Annotated in this window: 14 protein-coding genes; 8 read left to right on the top strand and 6 right to left on the bottom strand. The window is 71.2% G+C overall.

Annotated elements, in window-relative coordinates; translation table 11 throughout:
• Positions 1–11: 11 nt before the first annotated feature.
• On the top strand, positions 12–1,247 hold the full coding sequence (locus tag AB5J55_RS09660) for an MFS transporter (protein ID WP_369270251.1): 1,236 nt from the start codon (positions 12–14) through the stop codon (positions 1,245–1,247).
• Here AB5J55_RS09660 and AB5J55_RS09665 read toward each other — a convergent pair.
• Positions 1,184–2,347 (bottom strand): hypothetical protein, encoded by a 1,164-nt coding sequence (locus AB5J55_RS09665; protein ID WP_369270252.1) that lies wholly within the window; start codon positions 2,345–2,347, stop codon positions 1,184–1,186. The two genes, AB5J55_RS09660 and AB5J55_RS09665, sit on opposite strands and share 64 nt — an antisense overlap.
• Positions 2,344–3,297: a 5-dehydro-4-deoxyglucarate dehydratase gene (locus AB5J55_RS09670; RefSeq protein ID WP_369270253.1), complete on the bottom strand. Its 954-nt coding sequence runs from the start codon at positions 3,295–3,297 to the stop codon at positions 2,344–2,346. The genes AB5J55_RS09665 and AB5J55_RS09670 overlap by 4 nt, the downstream gene beginning before the upstream one ends.
• Positions 3,298–3,493: 196 nt before the next feature.
• On the opposite strand from AB5J55_RS09670, the gene AB5J55_RS09675 reads away from it, so the two are divergent.
• The 7 genes from AB5J55_RS09675 (at position 3,494) to AB5J55_RS09705 (ending at position 11,125) form a co-directional block, all read left to right on the top strand.
• A complete protein-coding gene (locus AB5J55_RS09675; RefSeq protein WP_369270254.1) occupies positions 3,494–4,318 on the top strand; it encodes an NAD-dependent epimerase/dehydratase family protein in 825 nt (274 codons plus the stop codon).
• A 311-nt stretch (positions 4,319–4,629) separates the two neighbouring features.
• Positions 4,630–5,400 (top strand): DeoR/GlpR family DNA-binding transcription regulator, encoded by a 771-nt coding sequence (locus tag AB5J55_RS09680; protein ID WP_369270255.1) that lies wholly within the window; start codon positions 4,630–4,632, stop codon positions 5,398–5,400.
• A 110-nt stretch (positions 5,401–5,510) separates the two neighbouring features.
• A complete protein-coding gene (locus AB5J55_RS09685) occupies positions 5,511–6,881 on the top strand; it encodes a sugar ABC transporter substrate-binding protein (protein WP_369270256.1) in 1,371 nt (456 codons plus the stop codon).
• A complete protein-coding gene (locus AB5J55_RS09690) occupies positions 6,878–7,816 on the top strand; it encodes a carbohydrate ABC transporter permease (protein ID WP_369270257.1) in 939 nt (312 codons plus the stop codon). Before AB5J55_RS09685 ends, AB5J55_RS09690 begins: the two co-directional genes overlap by 4 nt.
• Positions 7,813–8,661, top strand: coding sequence for a carbohydrate ABC transporter permease (locus AB5J55_RS09695; protein WP_328882452.1), 849 nt, complete (start codon positions 7,813–7,815; stop codon positions 8,659–8,661). Before AB5J55_RS09690 ends, AB5J55_RS09695 begins: the two co-directional genes overlap by 4 nt.
• Positions 8,658–9,647 carry a zinc-dependent alcohol dehydrogenase family protein gene (locus AB5J55_RS09700; RefSeq protein ID WP_369270258.1) on the top strand — a complete coding sequence of 330 codons (990 nt, stop codon included), beginning with the start codon at positions 8,658–8,660 and terminating at the stop codon, positions 9,645–9,647. Before AB5J55_RS09695 ends, AB5J55_RS09700 begins: the two co-directional genes overlap by 4 nt.
• A gap of 260 nt (positions 9,648–9,907) precedes the next feature.
• Complete coding sequence (locus AB5J55_RS09705) at positions 9,908–11,125, top strand: TerD family protein (RefSeq protein ID WP_369270259.1); 1,218 nt, start codon at positions 9,908–9,910, stop codon at positions 11,123–11,125.
• Between the two features lie 75 nt (positions 11,126–11,200).
• On the opposite strand, the gene AB5J55_RS09710 is transcribed toward AB5J55_RS09705, so the two are convergent.
• The 4 genes from AB5J55_RS09710 to AB5J55_RS09725 form a co-directional block, all read right to left on the bottom strand.
• Positions 11,201–12,238, bottom strand: coding sequence for a LacI family DNA-binding transcriptional regulator (locus AB5J55_RS09710; protein WP_369270260.1), 1,038 nt, complete (start codon positions 12,236–12,238; stop codon positions 11,201–11,203).
• A gap of 90 nt (positions 12,239–12,328) precedes the next feature.
• Positions 12,329–13,345, bottom strand: a complete 1,017-nt coding sequence (locus AB5J55_RS09715) for a 1-aminocyclopropane-1-carboxylate deaminase (RefSeq protein ID WP_369270261.1) — start codon at positions 13,343–13,345, stop codon at positions 12,329–12,331.
• Positions 13,346–13,364: 19 nt separating this feature from the next.
• Positions 13,365–14,012, bottom strand: a complete 648-nt coding sequence (locus AB5J55_RS09720; protein ID WP_369270262.1) for a GntR family transcriptional regulator — start codon at positions 14,010–14,012, stop codon at positions 13,365–13,367.
• Positions 14,013–14,113: 101 nt separating this feature from the next.
• A complete protein-coding gene (locus tag AB5J55_RS09725) occupies positions 14,114–15,697 on the bottom strand; it encodes a TROVE domain-containing protein (protein ID WP_369270263.1) in 1,584 nt (527 codons plus the stop codon).
• Positions 15,698–16,007 lie beyond the last annotated feature (310 nt).

Genomic DNA, 16,007 nt, shown 5'->3' on the forward strand with positions numbered 1-16,007 from the left:
CAGTGCCTGGCATGACGACCACCACCTGGACCCTCCCCCGCGTCCTGCGCGACCGCAATGCCGCCCTCTACCTCACCGGAGCCGTCGTCTCCGGCTTCGGCACCTCGGCGCTGTGGCTGGTGTCCGGCGTGTGGGTCAAGGACCTCACCGGCTCGGACGGCCTGGCCGCGCTGTGCATGCTCGCCATGTGGGCCCCCACCCTGGCCGGCCCGCTCCTGGGCACGCTCGCCGACCGCATCCGCCGCAAGCCCCTGCTGATCAGCGCGAACCTCCTCCTGGCCGCCCTCCTGCTCAGCCTCTTCACCGTCGACTCCCCGGACCGCCTCTGGCTCCTCTTCACGGTCCTGTTCGTCTACGGCGCCGCAGGCGTCGTCCACGACGCCGCCGAGTCCGCCCTCGTCGCGAGCGCCGTGCCCGCGTCCCTGCTCGGCGACTTCAACGGGCTGCGCATGACGGCCTCCGAGGGCATGAAGCTCCTCGCCCCACTGGCCGGCGCGGGCGTCTACGCGGCGTACGGGGGCGCGAGCGTCGCCCTGCTCGACGCCGTGACGTTCGTGGTCGCGACCGGCCTGTACGCGTGCCTGCGCGTGCGCGAGAGCAGGCCCGAGCCGCCGCCCGGTGGCTGGCGGACGCAGACCGCCGAAGGCGCCCGCTTCCTGCGGGCGCACCCACGGCTGCGCCCGCTCGTCCTGGCCGGCGGCAGCACCATGCTGTGCGCCGGGCTCAGCGGGGCGACGATCTACGCCGTGATCGACGGCCTCGGGCACGACCCCGCGTACGCCGGTGTGCTGTACGCCGTCCAGGGCGCCGGTTCGGTCGCGATCGGCCTGCTGTCGGGCCCGCTCCTGCGTCGACTCGGCGAACGCCGTTTCGCCGCGTACGGCATCGTCCTGACGGCCACCGCGGCCGGCCTGCGGGCGATCCCGTCCGACCCGGTGGCCCTGGCCTGCAGCGCGGCGGCCGGCGCGGGGCTGCCCTGTGTGCTGATCGCCGCGCTCACCGCCGTGCAGCGCGAGACGCCGGACGCGCTGCTCGGCCGTACGGCCGCCACGGCCAACACACTCGTCTTCACGCCGAACGCCATCGGGCTGGCGGTGGGTGCGGCCTTGGTCGAACTGCTCGACGTACGGCTGCTGTTGGCGGTCCTCGGCCCGGCGTGGCTGCTGACCGCCCTGCCGCTGCTTCAGAGGGCGGCGAGCGCCTCCCGTACCGCCGCCAGGTCACCGTCGGACGCCAACCCCGCGTGATAGAGCCGGATTTCGGTGGCCCCCAGCTCACGCGCGCGTGCCGCGTCCGACGCCAGCGTGCCCGGGCTGCCGCCCATCCCGGAGACCACACCGAAGTTGGCGGCAACGACCGCGGCCTCACGGCCCTGCGCGGCGAAAGGCGTCAGCAGGCCGGGGCCGCCCGCGCACGGCACGACGACGCCGTCCGCGACGGACAGGATGTGCTCGGGGTCGACACCGGCGTTCGCGCCGACGTGATACGTCACCGGGTCGGCGTGCAGGAGCACCTGGAAGCGGTCGGGGGCGGCGAGGCGCACCGCCCGGACGGCCGACTCCTGGAGCGTGCGGGCGGTTTCGTCACGCCACGCGCGCGTGGCCGCCGCGGTCTGCGGGCCGAGCAGCTTCTCGACGCCGGCCCAGTCGCCGTCGTCCGCCGCTCCCTGCCACAGCGGCTCAAGGGCGGTGCGCACGGCTGCCGCCAGTTCGTCGGCGTCCAGGCCCTGGGCGCCGTAGCCCTCCTTGCACGTCGGGCAGAAGCAGAGCGCCATCAGGTACATTCCGGCGTCCCCGAGCGGCACCCCGCCGGTCTTGTCGTGGGCGTGCAGGTGCTGCAAGCCGTACCAGCCGAGGGACTCCAGTTCGGTGCCGCGCGCCCCGGGCCGTACGGCGGCCTCGGCGGCCAGGTCGACGAGGTACGCGCGCGTGCCGGCCTGGGCGATGCACGGGGCCCAGGGGTAGCGGTCGCCGTAGGCGTTGACGACCGAGGTGTCCGGATGGTCGGCGCCCAGGCGGGAGTTGTGCGCGAGGACCACCCAGGTGTGCACCTCCAGACCCGCGCTCGCCAGCGCTTCGGCCGCCTCGCCGAAGGCGTCGCCGGGTGCCCAGTCCCCGGCCGGGTACGGGCGCAGCTCCCGGCCCTCCCACCGGTCGTCCGCCGGGTAGAGCACGGCCGCGTGCTCGGCGGTGACGATCCGGTGGCGGGGATGGCGGGGGGTGAGGGCGCGGGTGGAGTGGTAGGCGGAAGCGAGTGTCACCTGTTGAACGCCGAGGGCGGCGATCCTCGCGGGTGCCTCCGGGTCCCCGTTGACGTCCCAGGGGTAGACGAACGCCGACGCCTTCACTTGGTGTCCTCCGGCTCCTTCTCCAGCAGCGCGTAGCCGCGCTCGATCACCTCGGCGAGCTGCTTGACATGATCCTCGCTCGGCTCGTGCAGCGGCGGCCGGACCTCCCCCACGTCCAGCCCGCGCAGCCGTACGCCCGCCTTGACGAGGGCGACGGCGTATCCGCGGCCCTGGGCACGCAGTTCGACGAAGGGGCGGTAGAAGCCGTCCAGGAGGCGGCCCACGGACGCGTCGTCGCCGGCCTCGAGCGCGTCGTAGAAGGCGAGGGCGATCTCCGGGGCGAAGCAGAACACGGCGGAGGAGTAGAGCGTGACGCCGATGGCGCGGTAGGAGAGCTGGGTCTGTTCGGCGGTCGGCAGGCCGTTGAAGTAGAGGAAGTCGCCGGGGACCTCGGTGCGTACGGCGCTGACGATCCGCTGCATGAGGTCCAGGTCTCCGAGCCCGTCCTTGAGCCCGATCACGCCGTCCGTGCGGGCCAGTTCGACGACGGCGTCGGGGGTGAACACGGCGTTGTCGCGCTGGTAGACGATGACGGGGAGCGCGGTCGCCGCCGCGATCTCCCTGTAGTGCCGCAGCAGCCCCTCCTGCCCGGCGAGGACGAGATACGGCGGCATGGCGAGCAGCCCGTCCGCCCCGGCCCCTTCGGCGAGCCGCGCGTACCGCACCGCGAGGGCGGTGCCGTATCCGGCGCCCGCGACGACGGGCACACGTCCCGCCGCCGCCTCGACGGCCGCCCGCACGCACGCCTCGTACTCCTCGGGCGTGAGCGCGTGGAACTCCCCGGTACCGCAGCACGCGAACACGGCGGCCGCACCGGCCTCCACGCCCCGGCGGACATGGGTGCGGTACGTGTCGAGGTCGACCGAGCCGTCGGGGCCGTAGGCGGTGACGGGGAAGAACAACGGCCCGCCGGGGACGCTGAGGCGTGCGGCAAGGGGGGCTGGCGTCACGGGCTCTCCCTAGAACGAGGACGTAACGAGGACGGCTGCGCAGGAGCGAGACGGTCGCATGCGGGATTCTGATCAGAGTTTACGTTTATGAACGCATGACGCACCACCCTTGACGGGCAACGTCGATGATCCTTAACTTGTCCATGAGTGTGAATACCGTGCATGCATACGGCCCTGGACTCAAGGAGAACCGAGGATGCCAGCCCCCCGCACCGTTCTGCTCACCGGCGCCGCCGGCGGACTCGGCACCCTGATGCGGGACCTGCTCCCGGCGTACGGCTACGAGCTGCGGCTCCTGGATCTGCGGCCCATCGAGGGCGAGCCGGGCGCGATCGTCGCCGACCTCGCCGACCGGGAGGCCCTGCGCGAGGCCGTGCGGGGCGTCGACGCGATCATCCATCTCGCGGGCATCTCCCTGGAAGCCCCGTTCGAGAAGATTCTCCGGGCGAACATCGAGGGCACGTACAACCTGTACGAGGCCGCCCGCGAGGAGGGCGTCGGACGCGTCGTCTTCGCCTCCTCCAACCACGCGGTGGGTTTCACACCCCGCCCCGAGGGCGCCGCGCCGCACGAGCCGAGCGCACTGATCCCCATCGACACACCGCGCCGCCCGGACACCTTCTACGGCCTGTCCAAGTCCTTCGGCGAGGACCTTGCACAGTTCTACTGGGACAAGCACGGCCTGGAGACGGTGTCCGTGCGCATCGGCTCCTGCTTCCCCGAGCCGACCAGCGTCCGGATGCTCTCGGTCTGGATGAGCCCCGCCGACGGCGCCCGTCTCTTCCACGCGGCCCTGACCGCCGAGGACGTCGAGCACACGGTCGTCCACGGCTCCTCGGCGAACACCCGCCTGTGGTGGGACCTGACCAGCGCCCGCTCCCTCGGCTACGAGCCGCAGGACGACTCCGAACCGTACGCCGAGAAGCTGATCGCCGAGCAGGGCGAGCTCGACCCGGAGAACATCGCGCACGCCTACCTGGGCGGCCACTTCGTCAGCGACCCGCCGATCTGGCCGTACTGACGTCCGGCCGCACCGCGACCGGCGGCCGTACCGAGATCCGGCCTTACTGACCGAAACATTTCGCCGCAAGAGGGCGGGCGGGCACCGAACGGGCCCGCTCGCCGCCGTATTCGGGCACCAGGCGCGCCCGATCTCACGCGCCCCACCACAACCGTGCAGGTCCGAGACGGGCACACCTCACGGTGAACGGGCACACACGGGCAGCATCGAACCTGCAACAGAGCTGGTCAGTGCCGGACACCCGCTGTAGAACTTCCCCCATGGGCCTCACCGGGCCCGAACGGGCAGCAAGGCGGAAGGCAAGGGTCGGCATGAGCACGAGGACGGCGGAAGAACGGCAGCGCGAGATCGTGCTGGCCGCCCGGCGCGACGGCTCGGTCGACGTCACCGCGCTCGCCACCGAGCTGGGCGTGGCCAAGGAGACGGTACGGCGGGACCTGCGCGTCCTGGAGGACCACGGCCTGCTCCGGCGCACCCATGGCGGCGCCTACCCCGTGGAGAGCGCCGGCTTCGAGACGACGCTCGCCTTCCGCGCCACCAGCCACGTCCCCGAGAAGCGCAGGATCGCGGCCGCCGCGGCGGAGCTGCTCGGGGACGCCGAGACGGTCTTCATCGACGAGGGCTTCACCCCGCAGCTCATCGCCGAGGCCCTGCCCACCGACCGGCCGCTGACCGTGGTCACCGCGTCCCTGCCGGTCGCGGGCGCGCTCGCCGAGACGGAGCACGTCTCCGTGCTGCTGCTCGGCGGCCGGGTGCGGTCCGGCACCCTCGCCACCGTCGACCACTGGACGACGAAGATGCTGGCCGGCTTCGTCATCGACCTGGCGTTCATCGGCGCCAACGGCATCTCCCGCGAACACGGCCTGACCACCCCCGACCCGGCCGTCAGCGAGGTCAAGGCACAGGCGATCCGGGCCTCGCGCCGCACGGTCTTCGCGGGCGTGCACACCAAGTTCGGGGCGGTCAGCTTCTGTCGGTTCGCTGACATCGGCGCGCTGGAGACGATCGTCACGAGCACCCTGCTCCCCGCGGCCGAGGCCCACCGCTACTCGCTGCGGGGACCCCAGGTCATCCGCGTCTGAAGTTCCAACTCCCGCTGAAATTCCAACTCACTCCCCCACAGGGCACTTTCACGCCTCGCGACATTCCTTATCTCCCCATACGTCCCCTCTTTTACGTCCAGGAGCGATCCATGCGAACCCAGAGCCGACGGAGGCCGCCGCGAGCCACGCTCGCCATGGCCGCCGCAGGGACGCTGCTCGCCCCGCTGCTCTCCGGCTGCTGGGTCGGAGCCGGCGGGGCGGGGTCGGGCGGCAACTCGATCAACGTCCTCATGGTCAACAACCCCCAGATGACCGAGTTGCAGAAGCTGGCCCCGGCCTTCACCAAGGAGACCGGCATCAAGGTCAACTTCACCGTCCTGCCCGAGAACGACGTCCGCGACAAGATCAGCCAGGACTTCGCCAACCAGGCCGGCCAGTACGACGTCGCCACCCTCTCCAACTACGAGATACCGATCTACGCCCGCAACGGCTGGCTGAAGGAGATGAACTCCTACGTCGCCAAGGACCCGGCGTACGACGAGCAGGACGTCCTCAAGCCGATGCGCCAGTCCCTCACCGGCGACGACGGCAAGCTCTACGGCCAGCCCTTCTACGGCGAGTCGTCCTTCCTGATGTACCGCAAGGACGTGCTCGACAAGGAGGGCCTGACGATGCCGGCGCACCCCACCTGGCAGCAGGTGGCGGACATCGCGGCGAAGGTGGACGGCGCCGAGCCCGGCATGAAGGGCATCTGTCTGCGCGGTCTGCCGGGCTGGGGCGAGGTGATGGCTCCCCTCACCACCGTCGTGAACACCTTCGGCGGCACCTGGTTCGACAAGAACTGGAAGGCGCAGCTGGACTCCCCCGAGTGGGAGAAGGCGACGAAGTTCTATGTCGACCTGGTCCGCGAGCACGGTGAGTCGGGGGCGGCCCAGTCCGGCTTCGCCGAGTGCCTGAACAACATGACCCAGGGCAAGGTCGCCATGTGGTACGACGCGACCTCCGCGGCCGGTTCCCTGGAGGCGGCGAAGTCCCCGGTCAAGGGCAAGCTCGGCTACGCGCCCGCGCCCGTCGACAGGACGGAGTCCTCCGGCTGGCTCTACACCTGGGCCTGGGGCATCCAGCAGGCGTCCCGCAACCCCGACAACGCCTGGAAGTTCGTGTCCTGGGCGTCAAGCAAGCAGTACGAGCAGCTGGTGGGCGACGAGATCGGCTGGTCCAACGTCCCGGCAGGCAAGCGCGCCTCCACCTACGCCAACCCGGCCTACCGCGAGGAGGCGGCCGCCTTCCAGGAGATGACGAAGGAGGCCATCGAGGGCGCCCGCCCGAACGACCCCGGCGTGCAGCCGCGCCCCGCGCCCGGCATCCAGTTCGTCGGCATCCCCGAGTTCACCGACCTCGGCACCAAGGTCTCCCAGGAGATCAGCGCGGCCATCGCCGGACGCCAGTCCGTCGAGTCGGCCCTGAAGAAGTCCCAGCAGCTCGCCGAGAAGATCTCCGAGGAGTACGAGGGGCGATGACAGCGACGACGACGGCCCCCGTGGCCACGACACCTGTGCACACCACCCGCCCACCGTCCGCCCGCCTGCGCGCCTGGGCGACCCGGGCACCCTTGCTGCCCGCCCTGATCTTCATGGTCGTGGTGACCCAGCTGCCGTTCGTGGCCACGCTGGTGATCTCCTTCTTCGACTGGAACTCCCTCTACCCGGACGCCCGCCACTTCACCGGTATCGACAACTACCGGGAGGTCCTCACCGACGCCGACCTGCGCCACTCGGTGTGGACGACCGTGCTGCTGACGGTCGCGGTGGTGCTGGCGAGCCTGGTGCTGGGGCTGGTCCTGGCCCTGCTCCTGGACCGGAAGTTCAAGGGCCGCTCAGTGGTCCGCACCCTGCTGATCGCCCCGTTCCTGGTGGTGCCCGTGGCCGCCGCCCTGCTCTGGAAGCATGTGCTCTACAACCCCGAATACGGCCTGTTCAATGGGCTGTTGCACTATGTGGGCGGCCCACAGCCGGACTGGATCTCCAACACCCCGCTGCTCGCGGTCGAGGCCTCCCTCGTCTGGCAGTGGACGCCGTTCATGATGCTGATCCTGCTGGCGGGCCTGCAGAGCCGCGACCACGAACAGATCGAGGCGGCGCGGGTCGACGGCGCCAGTGACTGGCAGATCTTCCGCCATCTGACACTCCCCCACCTGCGCCGCTACCTCGAACTCGGCGCCCTGCTGGGCTCGATCTACATCGTCCAGAACTTCGACGCGGTCTTCACGATCACCTCGGGCGGCCTGGGCACCGCCAACCTCCCCTACACCGTCTACCAGAGCTTCTACCAGGCCCATGAGAACGGCCTCGCCTCGGCCGCGGGCGTCCTGGTGGTCATCGGCTCGATCATCATCGCGACCTTCGCGCTGCGCGTGGTGTCGTCCCTGTTCCGCGAGGAGGTGTCGCGCGCATGAGTGCAGTGGCCGTACGACTTCGCAGCCGCCGCAAGGGAGTTGGCCTCGGCCTGGTGGCCTGGCTGCTCGGGATCCTGTTCTTCCTGCCGATCGCGTGGATGGCCCTGACGTCCTTCCACTCCGAGGCGGACGCGGCGACCAACCCGCCGTCCTTCGCCGCGTCGCTGACGCTGGACGGCTACCGGGAGTTCTTCGGCGCGGGCGGCGGCGCGAGTCCCTGGCCGGCGCTGATCAACTCGACGGTGGCGTCGGTGGCGTCGACGCTGTTCGTCCTGGTCCTCGCCTTCCCGGCGGCGTACGCGCTGTCGATCCGCCCGGTGAAGAAGTGGACGGACGTCCTGTTCTTCTTCCTCTCCACGAAGATGCTGCCGGCAGTGGCGGGCCTCCTGCCCCTGTACCTGTTCGCGAAGAACACGGACATGCTCGACAACATCTGGCTGCTGGTCATCCTCTACACCTCCATGAACCTGCCGATCGCGGTGTGGATGATGCAGTCCTTCCTCGCCGAGATCCCGGTCGCCGTGATCGAGGCGGCGAGGGTGGACGGCGCGAAGCTGCCGACGATCCTCACGCGCGTGGTGGCCCCCATAGCCCTCCCGGGCATCGCCGCGACCGCCCTGATCTGCTTCATCTTCAGCTGGAACGAGCTGCTGTTCGCCCGAGTACTGACCGGTGTGGTCGCCGAGACCGCCCCCGTCTTCCTGACCGGCTTCATCACCAGCCAGGGCCTGTTCCTGGCGAAGGTGTGCGCCGCGTCGCTCGTCATCTCCCTGCCGGTGCTCGCCGCGGGGTTCGCCGCCCAGGACAAGCTGGTCCAGGGCCTGTCGTTGGGAGCCGTGAAATGAAGGCCGCCGTCATCGAGTCCGTCGGGAAGGCAGTCGTCGCCGAGGTCCCCGACCCGACACCCGGCCCGCGCGAGGTCGTCGTCGAGGTGGCGGCCTGCGGCCTGTGCGGCACCGACCTGCACATCCTGCAGGGCGAGTTCGCCCCCGAGCTGCCCATCGTCCCCGGGCACGAGTTCGCGGGCGAGGTGGTCGGAGTGGGCACCCAGGTCACGGAGCTGTCGGTGGGCGACCGCGTGGCGGTGGACCCGTCGTTGTACTGCTACGAATGCCGCTACTGCCGTACGGGCCACAACAACCTCTGCGAACGCTGGGCGGCGATCGGCGTGACGACGGCGGGCGGCGCGGCGCGCTATGCCGTGGCCCCGGTCGCGAACTGCGTACGGCTCCCCGACCACGTCCGCACCCAGGACGCGGCCCTGGTGGAGCCCCTGTCCTGCGCCGTCCGCGGCTACGACGTCCTGCAGTCCCGCCTCGGCGCCCACGTCCTGATCTACGGGTCGGGCACGATGGGCCTGATGATGCTGGAGCTGGCCAAGCGGACGGGGGCGGCCAGCGTGGACATGGTGGACATCAACCCGGCCCGCCTGGAAACGGCTCGCCGCCTCGGCGTATCGGCCTCCGCGGCCAACCCGGACGAACTGGACCGCCCCCAGGGCTGGGACCTCGTCGTCGACGCCACCGGCAACGCGGCGGCGATCCAGGACGGCCTGGACCGGGTCGCCAAGGCGGGTACGTTCCTGCAGTTCGGGGTCGCGGACTACGCGACGCGCGTCACGATCGACCCGTACCGCATCTACAACCAGGAGATCACCATCACGGGTTCGATGGCCGTCCTGCACAGCTTCGAGCGCGCGGCGGAACTCTTCGCGAACGGCGTCCTCGACCCCGAGATCTTCATCAGCGACCGGATCCCGCTGGAGCGGTACCCGGAGGCGCTGGAGCAGTTCGCTTCCGGGGTGGGCCGGAAGATCGTGGTGGTGCCGTAGGGTTCTCCGCCCGGCGGGGCTTGAGCCCCCTCGACGCCGGTCCAGGCATTCCAGCCCGTCCGGCGTTTGAGGACGAGGCCGTTGCGGCCGACAGCGGGGTCTGGCGGCGGCAGCCCCCAGAGGCCCGGGTCGAAGGGGCAGCAGCCCCTGGAGGACGGGAAGGGAAGGGGCGGCGGGGGCCGAAATCCGCGGCCCCCGCCGAATGGCCGTGGGTAAGGGAACGGTAAAGCGCCCCCGCTCGTTCACGGACCATGACAGCTATGACCCCCGGCTCGAACATCCCTCTCTCCGCCGCGCGCGTGACGGTGGACGTCGCCGCCCCGGTGCGGCTCGACGTATCGGGCCTGCTGCTCACCGCCGACGGCAAGGTGCGCTCCGACGACGACTTCATCTTCTACAACCAACCGTCCGGCCCCGGCGTGACGTACCGCTCGGGCGGCGGCACCAACCCCGACGCGATCATGGTCGACACCTCGGCCGTACCCCCCGGCATCGAGAAGATCGTCGTCACCGCCAGCCCCGACGCCGCCGGCCAGACCTTCCAGGGCATCGAACCGACGGCCACCATCCGCAACGCGGACGACAACAGCGTCCTGGCCACCTTCACGCCCCCGCAGCTCGGCACCGAGACGGCCCTGGTCATCGTCGAGGTCTACCTGCGCAACGGCGCCTGGAAGGCCCGCGCCGTCGGCCAGGGCTACGCCAACGGCCTGGCCGGCATCGCCACCGACTTCGGCGTCACGGTCGAGGAGCCGGCCCCCGCCGCGGCCGCCCCCGTGGCCCCGCCGCAGCCCACGATGCAGCCCCCGGCCACCCCGCCGGCCCCGCCCATGCCCACCCCGGCACCCCAGGCACCCCAGACCCCCGCCGCTCCCCCGGCCCCGCCCGCCCCCGGCGCCGGAAAGATCAACCTGGACAAGGGCCGCGTCAGCCTCCAGAAGAACCAGACGGTCTCCCTCGTCAAGGGCGGCCGCCCCCTGCTCTCCCAGGTCAAGATGGGCCTCGGCTGGGAGCCGGCGTACCGCGGCAAGGACATCGACCTGGACGCCTCCGTCATCGCGTACGGCCCGCAGCGCAACCACATCGACAGCTGCTACTTCGGCAAGCTCCAGATCGTGCAGGGCGCGATCCGCCACTCCGGCGACAACCTCACCGGCGAGGGCGGCGGGGACGACGAGGTCATCACCGTGGACCTCGGGCGCCTGCCCCAGGAGGTCACCGGACTCGTCTTCACGGTGAACTCCTTCTCCGGCCAGAAGTTCACCGAGGTCGCCAAGGCCTACTGCCGGCTGATCGACGCCGCGTCCGGCGAGGAACTCGTCCGCTTCGACCTCACCAACGCCGAAGCGCAGACGGGCGTGATGATGGCGAAGCTGATCAAGCAGTTCTCCGGCGAGTGGGAGATGACGGCCATGGGCGACTTCGTGAAGTCCCGCACGGTGAGGGGGATGGTGAAGCCGGCGGCCCAGGCGCTGTAGGCGGCCGTACTACGTCAGGGCGCCCCCGGTCGAAGGGGGCGCCCGGCGTTGCGGCGCTTCCGGCCCACCGGGCCGTCAGGCCGAGGCGCGCACCACCAGCTCCGGGACCACCCAGGCCTCGGCGCCCCGCAGCGGTTCCTCACCGGCGCGCAGCCGGGCGACCTGTTCGACGGCCAGCCGTCCCAGCCGACGCTTGTCGATGTGCAGGGTGGTCAGCGCGGGCTCCACGAGCTCACCCAGCGACAGTCCGTCGAAGCCCATGACGGCCAGGTCGTCCGGCACCCGCCGGCCGCGCCGCCGGGCGGCACGCATGGCGCCGACCGCGATCAGGTCATTGAAGCCGAAGACGGCCGTGATGTCGGGCCGGGCGTCCAGCAGCCGCTCCATGCCGGCCTCGCCCCCGGCCACGCTGTGCTCGGGACTCAGCGCGATCCAGCTGTCGTCGACCGGCAGACCGTGCCGCCGCGCCAGCTCCAGGAAGGCCTGTCTGCGCGAGGCGGGACCGTGCACACCGTCCAGCATGCCGATCCTGCGGTGCCCCGCGGCGACCAGATGCGCCATGCCCTGTTCGAGGCCGGCGGCGGCGTCGATCCCCACGGCCGCGAAACGGGTCTGCTGCGGCCCGCGTTCCAGCAGCACCAGCGGTACGCCGCCGAGGTGCCGGGCGAGCACGTCCTCCGGGCTCTTGAAGTAGCCCACGATCGCGTCGGCCTGATGGGACAGCGCATCGAGCGCGTCGCGCTCCCGGGCCTCGTCGATGCGGGAGTCCCACATCACCACCTGCCAGCCGCGCTGCTCGGCCGCCTCCAGCACACCGGCGGCCACCTCGGGGAAGAAGGGGTTCATCAGATCCGGGATCACCAGCCCCGCCGTCACGGTCCCCTTCTGCACGAGGCCGCGCGCGAAACGGCTCGGCCGGTAGTCCAGCAGCCGCGCCGCCTCCAGCACCCGTTCCTTCGTCGCCGGACCGATCTCGCCCTTGTCGTTGACCGCACGGGAGACCGTCTGCCGTGACACTCCGGCCAGCTTCGCGACATCGTGGATCGTGGCCCGGCGGCGGGGGCCGTCAGGCCGTTCGACACTCGGCTCCCGCTGCTGATCGTCCGCCCACACGCTGTGCACTTTATCCGGCCAGGTACGCGGCACGGCAGGCCCGGCACCGCAAGGCCGGCCCGGACCCCGCAGCTCGGCGCGTCCGGCCGCCTAGAACAGCGCGCTGTACGCGTTCAGCGCGGGCTGCCCGCCGAGGTGGGCGTAGAGGACGGTGGACTCCGGCGCGATCTCCCCGCGCGAGACCAGGTCGATCATCCCGGCCATCGACTTGCCCTCGTAGACCGGGTCCGTGACCATGCCCTCGCTCCGCGCCGCCAGCCGCATCGCCTCCAGCGTCGTCTCGTCCGGTATCCCGTACGTGCCCGCGTGATAGCGGTCGTCGAGCTCGACGTCGGCCTTGGTCAACTCGCGTTCGACGCCGATGAGCCGGCCGGTGTTGCCGGCGATCCGGGCGATCTGCTCGCGTGTGGTGGCGGGCTTGGCCGAGGCGTCGATACCGAGGACCCGGCGCGGGCGGCCGCCCGCCTCCTCCAGGGCGGCGAATCCGGCGACCATGCCGGCCTGCGTGGAGCCGGTCACCGAGCACACGACCACGGTGTCGAAGAAGACACCCGACTCCCGCTCCTGTGCGGCCACTTCGTACGCCCAACCGGCGAAGCCGAGCCCGCCGAGCGGGTGGTCGGAGGCGCCGGCCGGGATGGCGTACGGCTTTCCGCCCGACTCCTCCACATCGCGCAGCGCCTGCTCCCAGCTCTCCTTGAAGCCGATCCCGAACCCGGCCCGCACCAGGCGTACGTCGGCCCCGGCGAGGCGGCTGACGAGGATGTTGCCGACCTTGTCGTACACGGAGTCGGGCCAGTCCACCCAACTCTCCTGGACCAGCACGCACTTGAGCCCGGCGCGGGCGGCCACCGCGGCGACCTGGCGGGTGTGGTTGGACTGCACCCCGCCGATCGAGACGAGCGTGTCGCAGCCCTTCGCGAGCGCGTCGGCGACCAGGTACTCCAGCTTGCGGGTCTTGTTGCCGCCGTACGCGACGCCGGAGTTGCAGTCCTCGCGCTTGGCCCAGAGGGAGGCTCCGCCGAGGTGGGCGGTCAGGCGTTCCAGGGGGTGCACGGGGGACGGGCCGAAGAGAAGGGGGTAACGGCCGTACGAGGAAAGGGACATGGGGTCCTCCCGAGAGGGGTCAGTCGCTGGCGGCGAGTTCGGCCAGCCCTCGCCAGATCTCCGCCGTGACCCGGACCGCCTCGTCCACGTCACCGGCCGCGCACGCCTCGATCAACCGCTCGTGCAGCCCGGCCGAACGGCAGGTCCCGCCCTCGCCGAAGCGCCGACGCTCCAGACGGCGGATGAGCGGGGTGTAGCGGGCGACGGTGGCGGCGGCCGCGCGGTTGCCGCTCACCCGCACCAGCACGTCGTGCAACTCGTCGTCGGCCCGCAGGGCGAGGTCCACCTCGCCGGCCGCGACGGCGGTGGCGAAGCGCTCGTTGGCGGCGCGCATGATCTCCACGTCCGCGACTGCCAGCCGGGGCACGGCGACCCGTGTCACCAGCTCGTGCATGGCGCCGACGACGGCGGCCGCGTCGCGTACTTCGGCGGCGACGACCGACGTCACGCGCGTGTAGCTCTGCGGCTTGCTCTCCAGCAGCCCCTCGTCCACGAGTCGTGAGAACGCCTCGCGCACCGGCGCCCGGGACAGCCCGAGCCGCTCCGCGAGATCGGCGTCCCGCACCACCGCGCCGGGCTCGATCTCCCCGGCCACGATGGCGTCCCGGATCGCTTCGTAGGCCCGGTCCCTGAGCAGGGTCCGGCTTACGGGTCGTATCGCCTCCACGAACTGAAATGTTAGATGTCAGTCGAGGCGGCGACAAGGGCGTGGACACGAGAGTGGCCCGCACTCCCCACGCGGTGCGGGCCACTCTCGGCTCGGGCGGCTCAGGCCGCCCAGGGCCAGTCGGCGTCCCGAGCGCCCTCCAGCAGCGGCACCATCCGGAAGGCCGCGTCCGAGAGCCCGCCGAAGGTGTGCCGGTTGCCCTTCCCGGACGGACCGTGGCCCGCCCGGTACCCGGCGAGGTTCCAGGTGTAGACCGGCACGTCGGCCGGGACCTGCTCGGTCGGGTCGCCGTGGCTGCTGGGGGCGTACTGCTCGTCGGTGACGATCAGCACCCGGTCGTGCTTGCGGTAGTGCCGACGCACGGCCTCGGTGGTGTTCGTGCCGCCGAGGTCCCCGAAGCGCCCCAGGACCTTCAGCACCGACTCGCCCTTGCGGAAGGCGATCTCGCCGCTGCCCGTACCGAACTGGACGAGGTCCGCGTCCGCCGCCCGCAGTGCGAGCGCCGTGCCGAAGATCGCCGCCGCGTCGGCCCGGTTGAGCTGCGAGCGGTCGGACAGCGGGGACCAGAACATCGAGCCCGAGCGGTCGACGAGCACCAGCGTCCGGCCGGGCAGCGCCGGCACCTGGGCCAGCGAGTGGCCGAGCGCCTGCTCCAGCGGGTACGCCCAGCGCAGCGACGGCGCGTGCTGGTACGCGGCGAGGTACCGGAAGGGGAACTGTCGCGACCGTACGACCTCCCCCGGATCACTGATCCGGGCGGCGACCTGGGCCGCCACCTCGTCCGAGACCCCGGCCTCGTCGAAGTTCCGCAGGTTCCTGACGAGCGCCATGGCGCCCATCGACGGAATCACGGCCTCCCAGGCCTCCTTGTCCATCGGCCCCTGCAGCCAGCCGGCCAGTGCCTCCCACGTCATCCCGGCCGCCGCAAGCCGCTCGGCCCCGCCGTCCGACGTGACCACCGCACGCCGCTGTTCGACGGGCAGTGCCATCAACTCGCGATGCGCGACCAGCGTCCGGTTGGACGCGGGCGGCACAGCGGTGTCCGGGTTGTGCCGGCGGTCGAGGGCGTACTGGAACAGGTCGCCCTGCCCCGGCTTGTCCGGGTCCGGGGCCGCGTGCACCACGTTGAGGATGTCGCCGAAGCGGTAACCCTTGGACGCGGTGTCGTACTTCAGCAGCGACCTGCCGCTGTAGAGCCGGCGTACGGCGTCGGCGACACCGCGCTTGACCGGCTTCGGGACGTTGCGGCCGTACAGGGCGGTCCAGTACGCGAGCAGTTCGCCGGGCTCGTCCGGCCGCTGGAGTACGGAGGCGATGACCTGCCGGTTCGACGGACCGTCGGTGGCCCCCGCGTCCAGGCGGGCCTTCACGTACTCGGCGGCGCCCACGACGGCGGCCGTACGGAGGTTGCCCTCGCCGCGCAGCCAGCCGAGCAGGCCGGCGGTCCACTCGGGATCCGTGACGGCGAGCTCGCCCACGAGCCGCGCGAACCGGTCGTCACGGTCGGCGCCGGACTCGTAGAAGGTCCGCTGCGAGACGAAGTTGGCGACCGCCAGCAGGAAGAGCTCGGAGCGCGCGTCGCGCTCCCGTCCCAGGCCGCCCTCGTAGGTACGGAGCACTCGCCCCGTCGAGGTGACCCGCGAGGTCGGCCGCGCCTTGGCGGCACGCCTGTTGAATCGTGCCATGGTGAATTCCCCCCGAATTCGTTTGCGTTTCGGAGGGAGACGCAGCAAAAGGTGGGAGCCCGAGATCAGGAGTCGGCGACGGACTTTAGTCGGATGCTCTACCCAATTGAGCTACACCGACCCGAAGTCGATGACGGGACTCGAACCCGCAACCCTCTGATCCAATGAAGTAACCGTTGCCTGCGCACCGGGCACCCACCATGAGCTGCGCCTCCCGAGATCAAGTCGGCGGCGGCGTCGGATTCTCTGGAAAAGAAGTAGCCGCTGCCATCGCACCGGGAGGTGCGTGACGTTGTGATCTCACTGTAGG

Origin of the sequence: Streptomyces sp. R11, from assembly GCF_041051905.1 — a bacterium.
Classification (GTDB): domain Bacteria; phylum Actinomycetota; class Actinomycetes; order Streptomycetales; family Streptomycetaceae; genus Streptomyces.

Excerpts from the sequence above, each read along its gene's own strand:
- AB5J55_RS09660 (WP_369270251.1), top strand. The coding sequence starts at position 12 with ATGACGACCACCACCTGGACCCTCCCCCGCGTCCTGCGCGACCGCAAT.
- AB5J55_RS09675 (WP_369270254.1), top strand. The coding sequence starts at position 3,494 with ATGCCAGCCCCCCGCACCGTTCTGCTCACCGGCGCCGCCGGCGGACTC.
- AB5J55_RS09680 (WP_369270255.1), top strand. The coding sequence starts at position 4,630 with ATGAGCACGAGGACGGCGGAAGAACGGCAGCGCGAGATCGTGCTGGCC.
- AB5J55_RS09685 (WP_369270256.1), top strand. The coding sequence starts at position 5,511 with ATGCGAACCCAGAGCCGACGGAGGCCGCCGCGAGCCACGCTCGCCATG.
- AB5J55_RS09690 (WP_369270257.1), top strand. The coding sequence starts at position 6,878 with ATGACAGCGACGACGACGGCCCCCGTGGCCACGACACCTGTGCACACC.
- AB5J55_RS09695 (WP_328882452.1), top strand. The coding sequence starts at position 7,813 with ATGAGTGCAGTGGCCGTACGACTTCGCAGCCGCCGCAAGGGAGTTGGC.
- AB5J55_RS09700 (WP_369270258.1), top strand. The coding sequence starts at position 8,658 with ATGAAGGCCGCCGTCATCGAGTCCGTCGGGAAGGCAGTCGTCGCCGAG.
- AB5J55_RS09705 (WP_369270259.1), top strand. The coding sequence starts at position 9,908 with ATGACCCCCGGCTCGAACATCCCTCTCTCCGCCGCGCGCGTGACGGTG.
- AB5J55_RS09715 (WP_369270261.1), bottom strand. The coding sequence starts at position 13,345 with ATGTCCCTTTCCTCGTACGGCCGTTACCCCCTTCTCTTCGGCCCGTCC.
- AB5J55_RS09725 (WP_369270263.1), bottom strand. The coding sequence starts at position 15,697 with ATGGCACGATTCAACAGGCGTGCCGCCAAGGCGCGGCCGACCTCGCGG.